Below are 14,293 nucleotides of genomic sequence, written 5' to 3' on the forward strand. Positions count from 1 at the left end.
TATGAAGCCCATCCTGCAACACCTGGTTGAAATGACCGGCCACCGCGACCACTTGCGGCTGGAGGTGTCGGTGCTCTCCACCCTGCAAAAACTCAGCGGCATCAAGGCGGTCCGGGCGCTGGAGCTGTTCACCGACAAGGGCGTGGCCCATGTGCGCCCCCGCACCTGGGTCGAGGAAGGCCAGCTGGTCTCCACCGACTCCGAGGCCGCGGCCGACCCGCGGCGCGAGCTGCTCGAGCAATACCCCGAACTGTGCGAGTGCGTGAAGAACCAGGGCGACAGCGCCCTGACCCATCGCCCCGGGCGGCACACGCTCTGGCTGCCGGTCTGGATGCATGAGAAGGTCAGCACCTGCCTGGAGGTCACGCAGTCGCGCCCGTTCTCGGCCCACAAGCTCGAAGTGATCAAGGGCGTGTTCCTGGTCTACCAGAACTACCAGAACCTGCTGGACTACAGCGAACGCGACGCGCTCACCGGACTGTTCAATCGCAAGACCTTCGACGAGCAGTTCTCGCGCAACGCCGCCAGCGGCCTGAGCAGCAGCCGCCCCCAGGGCGCCGAGGCGCTGGTCAACGAGGAAGTGACCGCCGAAAGCGAACCTGCACAGAACTGGCTGGCCGTGGTGGACATCGACCACTTCAAGCTGGTCAATGACCGCTTCGGCCACCTCTACGGCGACGAGGTGCTGATCCTGATCGCCAACATCCTGCGCAGTTCGTTCCGCTCGCACGACCGCATCTTCCGCTTCGGCGGCGAGGAGTTCGTGGTGCTGCTGCGCAACATCACGCTGGCACGGGCACACAAGGTCTTCAACCGCTTTCGCGAGACCGTGCAGGAGTACGATTTTCCGCAGGTCGGCCGCGTGACGGTCAGCCTGGGTTTCGTCGGCACCTCGCGCGGCTCACCGGTGGAAATCCTGGGCCAGGCCGACCAGGCGCTCTACTACGCCAAGGAGCATGGCCGCAACCAGGTGTGCTTCTACGAAGACCTGGTGGCCGGCGGACACCTGACCGCCAAGGTCGCCAACGACGACGTCGAGCTTTTCTGACCCACTGAGGTCCGCCGCAGGCCGCCTTCGCCCTCGCAGGTCAGCGGCCGAATGCCTTGTTCAGCGCAGCCAGCAAGGCCTTGCGCGACTGCTCCCGCGCCGCCGGGTGGCCACCCACATGCACGCCCTGCCCCGGGTACACCCCGTTGGGCACATCGGTGCGCAGGCGCAGGGGCACGGTGCCGTCGAAGCCATGGTAGGCCCCCTCGTAGGCCAGCACCCGCACCTCGCGGCTGCCCGGGGCCGCGCCGCGTGGCGCAGCCAGGGCCTGGCAGGGGGCGGCCGGTGTCCAGTCGTCCGCCTTGCCGACGAGCATCAGCGTGTCGGCCGCCGGCCGGTAGCCACCGCGCAGGTCGGAGCCGCAACCGGGGTAGAAGGCGACGGACAGGCGCGGCAGCACCTTGGCAGCGACCACGTCGGCATGGCGCAGGTTGCTGGCGGCCAGCACGGCGCTGCCGCCATGCGACCAGCCCAGCAGCGCCAGCCGCTGGCCATCCACGCCCGGCTGGGCCGCCAGCCACTGCAGGGCAGCCAGGGCATCGCGCCGCCGGTCGTTCTGGTCGATCTTGCGCGTGCCGATGCGCTGGGTGCACAGCTCCTTTTCGCCGCGCGGTGTCAATGAGTCCACCGCCAGCGCATGCCAGCCCTGCTCGTTGAGCAGCGCCGCATACTCGCGCATGCGCTCGGCCGGCTGGCCGCGCCGGTTGAGCATGCCGCCGCAGCCGTGCAGCAAGACCACGGCGGGCAAGGGTTTGCCGGCATCCTTGGTGCCAGGGGCGAGCAGCGCCACTGGCGGGCGGTACCACCAGGCCTGCAGGGTCACCGCCGCATCGGAGTCACCGGCGGGCGCCTGAAACTGCACCCGCTCGACCGCGTCCGGAGCCTGCGCCCGGGCCGATGCCAGCCACAGAAGGCCGACCAGTCCCAGTGCGCCCGCACGCAATACAGGCGCTACGGCGATGGTGGTCAGCACGGGCCGGCCCATCCGATGCGCCTGCTGTCCGTGCCCGGGCCCGGCCTGTGGCCTCAGGCGCGCTCGCGCACCCAGGCCTCGACGCTGGCCAGCGCGGCCGGCACACCGGCTGCGTTGGTGCCGCCGGCCATGGCCATGTCGGGCTTGCCGCCGCCCTTGCCCCCGACCTGCTGGGCCACGAAGTTGACCAGCTCGCCGGCCTTGACCTTGCCAATGCTGTCGGCCGTCACACCGGCGGCGATCTGCACCTTGTCGCCATCGATGGCGGCCAGCACGATGGCGGCGGTCTTGAGCTTGTCCTTGAGCTTGTCCATGGTGTCGCGCAAGGCCTTGGCGTCGGCACCGGGCAGGGCCGCGGCCAGCACCTTGATGCCGTTCACGTCCACCGCCTGGTTCACCAGTTCGTCGCCCTGGTTCGATGCCAGCTTGCCCTTGAGCGCGGCGATTTCCTTTTCCAGCGCCTTCACGCTGTCCAGGGTCTGGCCAATGCGGCTGTTGAGCTCGGCGACCGGGGTCTTGAAGCTGCCGGCCGCCTGGGTCACCGTGTCCTCGAGTTGCTGCAGGTAGGCCAGCGCATTCGTGCCGGTCACGGCCTCGATGCGGCGCACGCCTGCGGCCACGCCGCCTTCGGCCACCACCTTGAACAGGCCGATGTCGCCTGTGCGCTGCACGTGCGTGCCACCGCACAGCTCGCGGCTGGTACCGATGTCGAGCACGCGCACGGTCTCGCCGTACTTCTCGCCAAAGAGCATCATGGCGCCGGTCTTCTGGGCCGATTCGATGTCCATCACGCGCGCCTGCGTGGGCACGTTGGCCAGCACTTCCTCGTTCACCAGGCGCTCGATCTCGCGCACCTGGGCGTCGGTCACGGGGGCGTTGTGGGCAAAGTCGAAGCGCGTGCGCTCGGCATTCACCAGGCTGCCCTTTTGCTGCACATGGCTGCCCAGCACTTCGCGCAGGGCCTTGTGCATCAGGTGGGTGGCCGAGTGGTTGCGCACCGTGGCGGCGCGCAGGGCCGTGTTGACCTCGGCCTGCACGGTGTCGCCCACGTTGAGCGTGCCTTCTTCGAGCGTGCCGTGGTGGCCGTAGACGTCGGCCTTGATCTTGAGCGTATCGCCCACCGCAAAGCGCGCCGAGCCGCTGGTGATGGTGCCTTCGTCACCCACCTGGCCGCCGCTTTCGGCGTAGAACGGGGTGGTGTCGAGCACCACGACGCCGTTCTGGCCGGCCTTGAGGGCAGCGCTGCTGGTGCCGTCCACATAAATGGCGGTGATCTTGGCGGTTTCGACCAGTTGCTCGTAGCCGGTGAAGCGGTTCACATCGCCGGTGTAGTCCAGGGCCTTGTCCATCTTGAACTTGCCGGCAGCCCGGGCCTGGGCCTTCTGCTTTTCCATGGCGACCTTGAAGCCGGCCTCGTCCACTTCGACGTCGCGCTCGCGGCACACGTCGTTGGTCAGGTCCAGCGGGAAGCCGTAGGTGTCGTGCAGCTTGAAGGCCACGTCGCCGGGCAGCACCTTGGCGTCACCGGCCAGGGCCGTGTCGAGGATTTCCATGCCGTTGGCCAGGGTCTCGAAGAAGCGTTCTTCCTCGGCCTTGAGCACCTCGGTGATGCGCTGCTCCTGCTCGCGCAGCTTGGGATAGGCGTCGCCCATCACGCGCACCAGCTCGGCCAACAGCTTGTGGAAGAACGGCGTCTTCTTGCCCAGCTTGTAGCCGTGGCGGATGGCGCGGCGCACGATGCGGCGCTGCACGTAACCGCGGCCTTCGTTGCTCGGGATCACGCCGTCGCTCACCAGGAAGGCGGTGGCGCGGATGTGGTCGGCGATCACGCGCAGGCTCTTGTTGTTCAGGTCGGCCACGCCGGTCTCGCGGCCGGCGGCCTTGATCAGCGCGTCGAACAGGTCGATCTCGTAGTTGCTGTGCACGTGCTGCAGGATGGCGGCCAGGCGCTCCAGGCCCATGCCGGTGTCCACGCAGGGCGCGGGCAGCGGCGTGACCGAGCCGTCCTCAGCCATGTCGAACTGCATGAACACGTTGTTCCAGATCTCGATGAAGCGGTCGCCGTCTTCATCGGGGCTGCCTGGGGGGCCACCGGGGATGTGGTCGCCGTGGTCATAGAAGATCTCGCTGCAGGGGCCGCAGGGGCCGGTGTCGGCCATCATCCAGAAGTTGTCGGACTTGTAGCGGCCGCCCTTGTTGTCGCCGATGCGGATCACGCGCTCGGGCGGCAGGCCGATTTCCTTGGTCCAGATGTCGTAGGCCTCGTCGTCTTCCTGGTACACGGTGGCCAGCAGGCGCTCGGGCGGCAGCTTGTACACGGTGGTCAGCAGCTCCCAGGCCCAGTGCAGCGATTCGCGCTTGAAGTAGTCGCCGAAGCTCCAGTTGCCCAGCATCTCGAAGAAGGTGTGGTGGCGCGCGGTGTAGCCCACGTTCTCCAGGTCGTTGTGCTTGCCGCCGGCGCGCAGGCAGGCCTGCACCGATACCGCGCGGTTGTAGGGGCGCTTGTCCGTGCCCAGGAACACGTCCTTGAACTGCACCATGCCGGAGTTGGTGAACATCAGCGTGGGGTCGTTGCCCGGCACCAGCGAGCTCGAGGCCACGATGGTGTGGCCCTTGGAGGCAAAGAAGTCCAGGAAGGACTTGCGGATGTCGGCAACCGAGAACGAAGGCGTGGTGTGGTTGGTCATGTGCGAAAAAGGGCAACAGGCCTGGGTCAGTGAGGGGCCTCGCGCGCAAGGCGCGGCCACCCGGTTTATGGGGAGAACCCTCGATTCTATCGAGACAGCAAGGTGACACAGCCCGCGGCGGCCAGAGACACTGCACTTCGCTGCCCTGAACGCGGTCTGGGCGCGGCATCGCACAGGCTGCAGGGGCCCGGCGCGCAACGGCCACGCCCCATCCGCCCTACGCGCCTGCCGCTGTGCAAAGCGTGCCCCGTTGCAGTGCCTGGCGCCCCACCCCAGGGCAGGCGCCGACCCGAAAACGCCCCATCTTCGCCCCTGGCGCCCCTGCATGCCCCCCGCGCCGAGGGCGAGCAAGCGCAAATCCGGCTGGCATGCAAGCTGCTAAATACCCTGACAAGATATTTCAAATATTTTATTAATATATTTACAAGTTCGACTGCACGCACTTCCGACCCCGCCTGTTTTCTTCCGTCCTTTGTTGTCTTCTTCTTTCTTTCCAGGAGTCCATCCATGAGCAATCCCCGCTGGCAAGGCATCTTCCCCGCCATCACCACCAAGTTCCACGCCGATGAGAGCATCGATGCCGAAGGCACGGCGCGCCACATCGACTTCCAGATCCGCAACGGCATCCACGGCCTGGTGACCTGCGGCTCGCTGGGCGAGGCCAGCACCCTCACGCTGGAAGAGAAGCTGCAGGTCGCCAAGATCGCCCTCGACGCCGCCGACGGCCGCATCCCCGTGCTGGCCAATGTCTCGGAGACCAGCACCCGCGAAGCACTGCGCTACATCGACGGCGGCAACAAGCTCGGCGTGGCCGGCTACATGGTGATGCCGTCGGTGATCTACGTGGCCGACGCACGCGAAGCCATGGCCAACGTGCGCGCCATGGCCAAGGTGGCCCAGAAGCCGCTCATGGTCTACAACAACCCCGTCGCCTACCGCGTGGACCTGAAACCCGAGCACATGCTGGAGCTGGCCGACTGCGAGTGGATCGCCGCGATCAAGGAGAGCACGGACAACATCCGCCGCATCACCGACCTGCGCAACACCGTGGGCGACCGCTACCAGCTCTTCCTGGGCGTGGACGACCTGGCCTACGAAGGCCTGGCGCTGGGCTGCGATGGCCTGCTGGCTGGCGTGGGCTGCGCCTTCCCGCGCGAGACCGTGGCGCTGTACGACCTGATGAAGGCGGGCCGCTTTGCCGAAGCGCTCAAGCTCTACCAGTGGATGACGCCCATGCTGCACCTGGATGTCTCGACCAAGCTGGTGCAGAACCTCAAGCTCATCGACGTGCTGGTGGGTGTGGGCACCGAGCACATGCGACGCCCGCGCCTGCCGCTGATCGGCGAGGAACGTGCCTTCATCGAGCGCGTCGTCAAGAAGGCGCTGGACACGCGCCCCACCGAGTACCAGTCGGTCGCCTGATCGCCGGCGCTCCCCCACCCTCTTCACCATCCATGCAAAGGCCTCCCATGACATCCAGATTCATGACCCCCTCGGCGCTGGCAGCCCTGCTGCTGGCGGCACCGGCATTCGCGCAGCAGCAGGTCGTCAAGATCGGCCACAGCGGTCCGCTGTCGGGCCCCAATGCGTTCGCGGGCAAGGACAACGAGAACGGCGTGCGCCTGGCCGTCGAGGAGCTCAATGCGAAGAAGATCGTGGTGGGGGGCAAGACCCTCCAGTTCGAGCTGGTGTCCGAGGACGACCAGTGCGACGCCCGCACCGGCGTGAGCGTGGCGCAGAAGCTGGTGGACAGCGGCGTGAAGTTCGTCATGGGCCCGTACTGCTCGGGCGTGGCCATCCCGGCCTCGCGCGTCTACAGCGACGGCGGCGCCATGGTCTCCACCGTGGGCACCAACCCCAAGGTCACCGAGAACGGCTACAAGAACCTGTTCCGCATCATCGCCAGCGACACCCAGATCGGCTCGAACATGGCCGTGTATGCGGCCCAGGTGCTCAAGGTCAAGCAGGTGGCGGTGATCGACGACCGCACGGCCTTCGGCCAGGGCGTGGCCGACCAGTTCACCAAGGAGGCGAAAAAGCAGGGCCTGACCGTGGTGGGCCAGGAGTTCACCACCGACAAGTCCACGGATTTCCTGTCCATCCTCACCAGCCTCAAGGGCAAGCAGCCACAGGCCATCTTCTTTGGCGGCTACGCACCGCAGGCCGCGCCCATGGCCCGCCAGATGAAGCAGCTGGGCCTCACGGCCAAGCTGCTGGGCGGCGACACGCTGTGCAGCCCCGAGGTCGGCAAGCTCGGCGGCGAGGCCGTCAACGACACCGTGTTCTGCGCCCAGGGCGGCACCATGCTCGACAAGGCCGCCGCCGGCCCGGCCTTCAAGGCCAAATACAAGGCGCGCTTCAAGCTCGATGCCGATGCCTACGCGGCCTCGTACTACGACCAGGTCATGTTCATGGCCGATGCCATGCAGAAGGCACAGTCCGTGGAGCCCGCCAAGGTCGGCGCGCAGATGGGCCAGCTGAGCCACCAGGGCGTGGCCGGCACCTACGCCTATGACGACAAGGGCAACCTCAAGCAGGCGCCGATCACGGTGCTCACGTTCAAGAACGCGGCGCCCGTTCCTCTGGCCAGCTATTGAAAGCCCCCCTGAGTCGCTTCGCGCCTTCCCCCCAGGGGGACGCCCCGGTGCGGCGGGGCGGCCCTTGCACGGGGGCACTGGCCTTGGCCCTGCCAATGCCCAGAGGCTGTGGCGACACGGCACATCTGCCAAACGAACCCGCAGCCCGCTACGATCCCGGAACACTTTCAGCCCCTTGACGCCATGAACCCCAACCGCGCCATGCAACGCATCCAGATCCTCGACTCCCACACCGGGGGTGAACCCACGCGCCTCGTGGTCGGCGGCTTTCCCGACCTGGGCACGGGCAGCATGGCCGAGCGCCGCGCGCTGCTGGCCAGCCAGCACGATGCCTGGCGCGCGGCCACTGTGCTCGAGCCGCGCGGCAACGACGTGATCGTGGGGGCCCTGCTGTGCACGCCGCAGGACCCGGCCAACGCGGCGGGCGTGGTCTTCTTCAACAACACCGGCTACCTGGGCATGTGCGGCCACGGCACCATCGGCCTGGTGGCCTCGCTGGCCTACCTGGGCCGCATCCAGCCGGGCGAGCACGGCATCGAGACCCCCGTGGGCACGGTGATGACCACGCTGCACGAGGACGGCTCAGTCAGCGTGCGCAATGTACCGGCCTACCGGCTGCACCAGGGGCTGTCGCTCACGGTGCCGGGCATCGGCAGCGTCACGGGCGACGTGGCCTGGGGTGGCAACTGGTTCTTTCTGATGAGCGAGCACGGCCAGCGCGTGGCCAGCGACAACCTGCAGGCGCTGACCGACTACACCTGCGCCATCCAGCTGGCCCTGAAGGACCAGGGCATCCGCGGCGACAACGGCGGCGAGATCGACCACATCGAGCTGTTTGCCGACGACGAGCTGGCCGACAGCCGCAACTTCGTGCTCTGCCCGGGCGGTGCCTACGACCGCTCGCCCTGCGGCACCGGCACCAGCGCCAAGCTGGCCTGCCTGGCGGCCGATGGCAAGCTGCAGCCCGGCCAGGTGTGGCGCCAGGCCAGCATCATCGGCAGCAGCTTCGAGGCGCGCTACGAACCCGATGCCACGCCAGGCCGCATCATCCCCACGCTGCGCGGCACGGCCCATATGAGCGCCGAGGCCACGCTGCTGATCGACCGGGACGACCCGTTTGCCTGGGGCATCCGCCTCTAAGCCTCGATCCACCCCATGCAAGCTGCAGACGTGATCGTCATCGGTGCCGGCATGGTGGGCGCGGCCTGCGCCCACCTGCTGGCCCATGCCGGGCTTTCGGTGCGCGTGCTCGATGCGCGCCGGGGCGGTGCCACGCAGGCCGGCATGGGCCACCTGGTGGTGATGGACGACAACGCGGCCGAACTGGCACTGAGCCAGGCCTCGCTGGAGCAGTGGCATGCCTGGGGCCCGCGCATGAACGCCGACCTGCCCGGCTGCGCCTATTCCAACTGCGGCACGCTCTGGATCGCGGCCAATGCCGAGGAAATGGCCGGCGCGGAGGCCAAGGCTGCCGGGCTGCGCGCGCACGGCATCGCCTGCGAGCTGCTGGACGCCGCCACGCTGGCGCGGCTGGAACCTGCGCTGCGCCCCGGCCTGCACGGCGCCCTCAAGGTCGGTGGCGACAGCGTGGTCTATGCCCCCAACGCCGCACAGTGGCTGCTGGCCCACGCCGCACGCCCCATCACCGTCGAACATGCGCAGGTCGAACGCATCGAGGGCCGGCGCGTGCACCTGGCCGATGGCGGCGTGCGCGAGGGCGGTGCGGTTCTGCTGGCCGCGGGCATCCACGCCACGAACCTGTGCCCAGGCCTGCCGATACGCCCCAAGAAGGGGCACCTGGCCATCACCGACCGCTACCCCGGTACCGTGCGGCACCAGTTGGTGGAGCTGGGCTACATCACCAATGCGCACCAGAGCGATGGCACCTCGGTGGCCTTCAACCTGCAGCCGCGGCCCACGGGGCAACTGCTGATCGGCTCGTCGCGCCAGTTCGACACCACCGACCCGGCCATCGACAACGCCGTGCTGGCGCGCATGCTGCAGCGCGCGCTGGAGTACGTGCCAGGCCTGGCCGAGCTCAACGCCATCCGCACCTGGACCGGCTTTCGCGCGGCCACGCCCGATGGCCTGCCCATCATCGGCCGGCACCCGCAGCACACCGACCTGTGGCTGGCCGTGGGCCACGAGGGCCTGGGCGTGACCACGGCGCCGGCCACGGCCCAGTTGCTGGCCGCGCAGATCACGGGCGCCACGCCACCGCTGGAGCCAGCGCCCTACTCCCCCGACCGCTTTGCCCGGAGCCTCATGGCATGAGCACCGCCCTCACCCTCCAGATCCATGCCGACGGCGTGCGCCTGCAGGTCGCCGCCGGCACCAGCGTGGCCGCGGCCCTGGCCCAGGTGCCGCCGGGCCGCACGCGCACCTCCACCAGCGGCCAGCCGCGTGCGCCGCTGTGCGGCATGGGCGTGTGCCATGAATGCCGCGTGCGCATCGACGGCCGCGTGCGCCTGGCCTGCCAGACCGTATGCACCGAGGGCATGCAGGTCCATACCGATACCGGCATGCCTTGCCCATGAACACCTCCACCCCCTGGTCGGCGCATGCGCGCTGCGACATCCTCATCATCGGCGCAGGCCCTGCAGGCATGGCTGCGGCACTGGCCGCAGCCCCGAGTGGCGCGGCCATCACGATCGTGGACGACAACCCCGAGGCCGGCGGCCAGATCTGGCGCGACGGCCCCGGCGCCACCCTGCCTCCGCTGGCCCGCCAGTACCGCGAGGCGCTGGCCCGGCACGCCAACATCAGCCTGCTGCGCGGCACGCGCGTGGTGGGTTTGGGCGATGCGCCCCTGGCAGGTGATGCCCCCACCCTGCTGCTTGAAGGCGCCGAGCGCGGCTGGGCCCAGCACAGCCACCGACTCGTTCTGTGCAATGGCGCGCGCGAGTTGCTGCTGCCCTTTCCAGGCTGGACGCTGCCGGGCGTGACGGGTGCGGGCGCCCTGCAGGCCCTGGTCAAGGCGGGGCTGCCCGTACAGGGCCAGCGCATCGTGGTCGCAGGCACGGGCCCGCTGCTGCTGGCTGCAGCCGCCACAGCTGCCAAGGCCGGTGCACAGGTGGTGCGCGTGGCCGAGCAGGCCGGCTGGCGAGCACTCGCGGGCTTTGCCGCGCAGTTGCCGCGCTGGCCCGCCAAAGCCGTGCAGGCGCTGACGCTGCTGCACCCGCAACTGCGCGCGGGCAGCCATGTGCTCGAAGCCCGTGGAGATGGCCAGGTGCAGTCCGTGCGCCTGCGCACCGCATCCGGTGAGGAAACCATCGCCTGCGACCGCCTGGCCTGTGGCTTTGGCCTGGTGCCCAACACGCACCTGGGGCAGTTGCTGGGCTGCGCACTGGGCGGCCCCCTGAGCAATGGTCTGGGCCTGCAGGTGGACGCGCAGATGCGCACCAGCGTGGCCGGTGTCCATGCTGCAGGCGAGTGCACGGGCTTTGGCGGCAGCGAGCGTGCACTGGCGCAGGGCGCCCTTGCCGGCCATGCCGCAGCAGGTTACACCACGCCGGTGCATGCGCTGCAGGCCACGCTGCGCCGCTGGGAAGGCTTTGCCCGGGCGCTGCAGCATTCCTTCGCACTGGACGATGGCCTCAAGGCCCTGCCGCTGCCGGACACCCTGGTGTGCCGCTGCGAAGACGTGCCGCATGCCAAACTGGCCGGGCGCAGCAGCTGGATCGACGCCAAGCTGCACACACGCTGCGGCATGGGCGCCTGCCAGGGGCGCATCTGCGGTGCCGCCACGCAGCAGCTCTTCGGCTGGACACCGGCGCCGCCCCGCCATCTGCTGGCACCGGCGCGCATTGCCACGCTGGCCATGGTGGCCGACAGGCCGCCCCCCGGCTGAGGCAGAGAACCCAGGGATGGGGCCTGGCCCTGCCACCGGGCACTCATCTTGCTTCTACATATATTAAGAAAATATTTACCCTGGTGCAGCCGAGTTTCTTCCCACAAGCACTCCAACAGAGCCGACCCGCATGCCCTCCCCAGCCCCCGCCTCCACCCCTCCTGCCACCCCGCCGCGCGCGCCCGTCCGCTGGCTGCTGGATTTTTCCAGCGGGCTGCTGCGCATGGAGCGCCACCTGCTCACGGCCCTGATGACGCTGCTGGTGGGGCTGATCCTGCTCAACGTGGTGACGCGCTACACCGGCATGCCGATCTACTGGATCGACGAGGCGGCGGTGTACACGGTGGTCTGGCTGACCTTCGTGGGGGCCTCGGTGATGACGCGGCTGCGCATGGACTTTGCCGTGACCATGCTCACCGACCAGCTGGGCGCGCGCGCTGCAAAGGCCATCAAGGCGGTGGCCACGGCCGGCGTGGTGCTGTTCGGCATGGCCATGCTCTGGATGTGCTGGCAATGGATGGACCCGATCGGCATCGCGCGCTATGGCTTCGACGCCAAGGAGTACGCGGCCGAGAGCTTCAACTTCCTCTACACCGAGCGCACGCAGACGCTCAACTGGCCCACCTGGGTGCTGCAACTGATCCTGCCGATCTTCTCGGCCACCTTCAGCGTGCATGCGCTGGCCAACCTGCTCGAGGACCTCGGGTGCGCCGAGCGGCGCACGCACCCGGGCTTCGACGTGGTCAACGCCGATGCCGTGAACTGAACGAACCCGAAGGCCCCTCCCATGATCACCACCCTGTTCTTCATCCTGGCCCTGCTGGTGGGCGTGCCCATCGGCGTGTGCCTGTGCCTCTCGGGCATCGTCTACATCTTCGCCACTGGCGGCACGGTGCTGTTCCAGTCGTTTCCCATGCAGATGTTCGCGGGGGTGGACAGCTATGGACTGATCGCCATTCCGCTGTTCATCCTGATCGGCGAGATCATGAACAGCGGCGGCATCACGCGCCGGCTGGTGGACCTGTCCATGGCCTTCATCGGCTCGGTCAAGGGCGGCCTGGCTTACGTCAACATCCTGGCCAACATGCTGGTCTCGTCCATCATCGGCTCGGCCACGGCGCAGGTGGCCATCATGTCGCAGGTGATGGTGCCCGAGATGGAAAAGCAGGGCTACGACCAGACCTTCGCCGCCGGCCTCACGGTGTATGGCGGCATGCTCGGGCCCATCATCCCGCCGTCCGTGATGTTCGTGGTGTTCAGCGTGCTGGCCCAGGTGGCCGTGGGCGACATGCTGATCGCCGGCATCCTGCCCGGGGTGCTGCTCACGCTGCTGTTCTTCGTCGTGATTGCCCTCATGGGCTTCATCTACGACTACCCGCGCAGCGAAAAACGCACCCTGGCCCAGCGCGCGCGCACCATCGTGCTGGCCAGCCCCACGCTGCTGATCCCCATCGTGATCGTCGGCTCCATCCTGGGCGGCCTGGCCAACCCCACCGAGGCCGCGGCCGTGGGCGCGCTGGCCTCGGCGCTGGTGGGGCGCTACGTGACCAAGGAGTTCCGCTTCAACGCCATGCCGGCCATCCTGCTGCGCTCGGCGATCTATTCGGCCATCGTGCTCTTCCTGGTGGCCGCGGCCGCGGTGTTCTCGTGGCTGCTGATCTACGGCAAGGTGCCGCAGATGGTGGCGGCGTGGATACAGACCGTGGCGCACGACCCGGTCACCTTCCTGCTGCTTACCAATGTGATCCTGCTGGTCATCGGCACCGTGATCGACGGCATTCCCGGGCTCATCATGACCGTGCCCATCCTGCTGCCGATCGCCACCGAGGTCTACCACATCGACCCGCGCCACTTCGGCGTGGTGGTGGTGGTCAACCTGGTGCTGGGCCTGATGACGCCGCCCGTGGGGCTGAGCTTCTTCGTCGCCTCGGCCGTGACCGGGGCCAAGCCCGGAAAAATGTTCATCGTCACCCTGCCCTTCTTCCTCATCAGCTGCGTGGCGCTGGTGCTGCTGTCGCTGTTCCCCAGCCTGTCGCTGGCGCTGCTCGAGTAGCGCCGCTCCTTCTGCCTTTTCCGTTCCTGCAAGTTCCCTTCCCAGACCAAGGAGAGTCCACCATGACCACCACCCGCCGCCAGTTCGTCCAGCGCCATGCCGTGGCCGCTGCCGCCAGCCTTGCTGCCCCGCTCGTGTTCGCGCAGGGCGCGGGCGCCAAGGAATTCCGCCTGGGCCTGATCACCCCGGCCGGGCATTCGTGGAACCGCGCCGCGCTGCAGTTCGGCGAGACGCTCAAGAAGGAGAGCGATGGCCGCCTGAGCGTGACCGTGTTCCACTCGGGCCAGCTCGGCAACGAGGCGGCCATGATGCAGCAGCTGCAATCGGGCGCCCTGGACATGGGCTGGATCCAGGCGGCCGAACTGGGCTCGCGCGTGGCCAGTGTTGCCGCCATCAACGCGCCCTACCTGGTGCGCTCCACGCCCAGCGTGGCCAAGCTGGTCAAGCACCCGGCCGCCACCAAATTGCTCGAAGTGTTGCCGCGCGAGACCGGCACCATCGGCCTGGGCTGGGGCATCACCGGCATGCGCGCGGTGTTCTCGACCAAGGACATCGCCAGCCCGACCGATCTCAAGGGCATGAAGCTGCGCATCAACCCCACGCCGGTGTACCGCGACTTCTACCAGATGCTGGGTGCCGCGCCCACGCCCATCCCGACCCCCCAGGTGTTCGACGCCATGAGCAACGGCCAGGTGGACGGGCTGGAGGCGGACATCGAGTTCTCGTGGAACCAGCGCTTCGACAAGGTCGCCAAGACCCTGCTGCAGATGAACGCGCTGTTCATGCCCTTCGCGCCGCTGGTGTCGGGCCGCATCTGGCAGGGGCTCGATGCCAAGGACAAGGAGCTGATCCGCAAGCTCGTGGCCCAGTCGCTGGACGCGCAGATCAACGACATCGTGACCACCGAGGCGGGCCTGATCGACAAGTTCAAGGGCACCTCCATCGCGTTCAAGAGCGCGTCGTCCTTCAACCCCGAGGCCACCATTCAGGAGTTCGACAAGCTGTGGCTGCCCAAGGCCCCGCAGATCGCCGAGCTGCGCAAGGCGGGTGCCACGCTCTGATTTAAGATCGGCCCAGCAAGGCCC

At 68.1% G+C, this 14,293-nt stretch carries 12 protein-coding genes; 10 read left to right on the forward strand and 2 right to left on the reverse strand.

The genetic code is table 11. The features are described from left to right. Nucleotide 1: 1 nt before the first annotated feature. The gene (locus AC07PA_RS15020) at nucleotides 2-1,048 is read left to right on the forward strand and encodes a GGDEF domain-containing protein (RefSeq protein WP_007861461.1); all 1,047 of its coding nucleotides are present in this window, start codon (nucleotides 2-4) and stop codon (nucleotides 1,046-1,048) included. A gap of 40 nt (nucleotides 1,049-1,088) precedes the next feature. On the opposite strand, the gene AC07PA_RS15025 is transcribed toward AC07PA_RS15020, so the two are convergent. Together AC07PA_RS15025 and alaS are read right to left on the reverse strand one after the other, a co-directional pair. Beyond that, on the reverse strand, nucleotides 1,089-2,021 hold the full coding sequence (locus AC07PA_RS15025) for a dienelactone hydrolase family protein (protein ID WP_494608493.1): 933 nt from the start codon (nucleotides 2,019-2,021) through the stop codon (nucleotides 1,089-1,091). Nucleotides 2,022-2,074: 53 nt separating this feature from the next. Next, nucleotides 2,075-4,708, reverse strand: coding sequence for an alanine--tRNA ligase (alaS, locus tag AC07PA_RS15030; RefSeq protein WP_494608494.1), 2,634 nt, complete (start codon nucleotides 4,706-4,708; stop codon nucleotides 2,075-2,077). 507 nt (nucleotides 4,709-5,215) lie between these two features. On the opposite strand from alaS, the gene AC07PA_RS15035 reads away from it, so the two are divergent. The 9 genes from AC07PA_RS15035 to AC07PA_RS15075 all read left to right on the forward strand — a co-directional run bounded on the left by AC07PA_RS15035 (nucleotide 5,216) and on the right by AC07PA_RS15075 (nucleotide 14,269). After that, nucleotides 5,216-6,130 carry a dihydrodipicolinate synthase family protein gene (locus AC07PA_RS15035; RefSeq protein ID WP_494608495.1) on the forward strand — a complete coding sequence of 305 codons (915 nt, stop codon included), beginning with the start codon at nucleotides 5,216-5,218 and terminating at the stop codon, nucleotides 6,128-6,130. Nucleotides 6,131-6,177: 47 nt separating this feature from the next. Beyond that, entirely contained in the window at nucleotides 6,178-7,305 is a 1,128-nt protein-coding gene (locus tag AC07PA_RS15040) for a branched-chain amino acid ABC transporter substrate-binding protein (protein ID WP_494608496.1), read from the forward strand. 201 nt (nucleotides 7,306-7,506) lie between these two features. After that, nucleotides 7,507-8,445: a 4-hydroxyproline epimerase gene (locus AC07PA_RS15045; protein ID WP_494608563.1), complete on the forward strand. Its 939-nt coding sequence runs from the start codon at nucleotides 7,507-7,509 to the stop codon at nucleotides 8,443-8,445. Between the two features lie 15 nt (nucleotides 8,446-8,460). Continuing rightward, nucleotides 8,461-9,579 (forward strand): NAD(P)/FAD-dependent oxidoreductase, encoded by a 1,119-nt coding sequence (locus tag AC07PA_RS15050; RefSeq protein ID WP_494608497.1) that lies wholly within the window; start codon nucleotides 8,461-8,463, stop codon nucleotides 9,577-9,579. Next, nucleotides 9,576-9,842 (forward strand): (2Fe-2S)-binding protein, encoded by a 267-nt coding sequence (locus tag AC07PA_RS15055; RefSeq protein WP_494608498.1) that lies wholly within the window; start codon nucleotides 9,576-9,578, stop codon nucleotides 9,840-9,842. Before AC07PA_RS15050 ends, AC07PA_RS15055 begins: the two co-directional genes overlap by 4 nt. Continuing rightward, the gene (locus tag AC07PA_RS15060; RefSeq protein WP_494608499.1) at nucleotides 9,839-11,155 is read left to right on the forward strand and encodes an FAD-dependent oxidoreductase; all 1,317 of its coding nucleotides are present in this window, start codon (nucleotides 9,839-9,841) and stop codon (nucleotides 11,153-11,155) included. The genes AC07PA_RS15055 and AC07PA_RS15060 overlap by 4 nt, the downstream gene beginning before the upstream one ends. Nucleotides 11,156-11,285: 130 nt before the next feature. Continuing rightward, nucleotides 11,286-11,921 (forward strand): TRAP transporter small permease, encoded by a 636-nt coding sequence (locus AC07PA_RS15065; protein WP_494608500.1) that lies wholly within the window; start codon nucleotides 11,286-11,288, stop codon nucleotides 11,919-11,921. A 21-nt stretch (nucleotides 11,922-11,942) separates the two neighbouring features. After that, nucleotides 11,943-13,208, forward strand: coding sequence for a TRAP transporter large permease (locus tag AC07PA_RS15070; protein ID WP_494608501.1), 1,266 nt, complete (start codon nucleotides 11,943-11,945; stop codon nucleotides 13,206-13,208). 62 nt (nucleotides 13,209-13,270) lie between these two features. Then, nucleotides 13,271-14,269, forward strand: coding sequence for a TRAP transporter substrate-binding protein (locus AC07PA_RS15075; RefSeq protein WP_494608502.1), 999 nt, complete (start codon nucleotides 13,271-13,273; stop codon nucleotides 14,267-14,269). Nucleotides 14,270-14,293 lie beyond the last annotated feature (24 nt).

It is taken from the genome of Acidovorax sp. GW821-FHT09B03 (assembly GCF_059418305.1).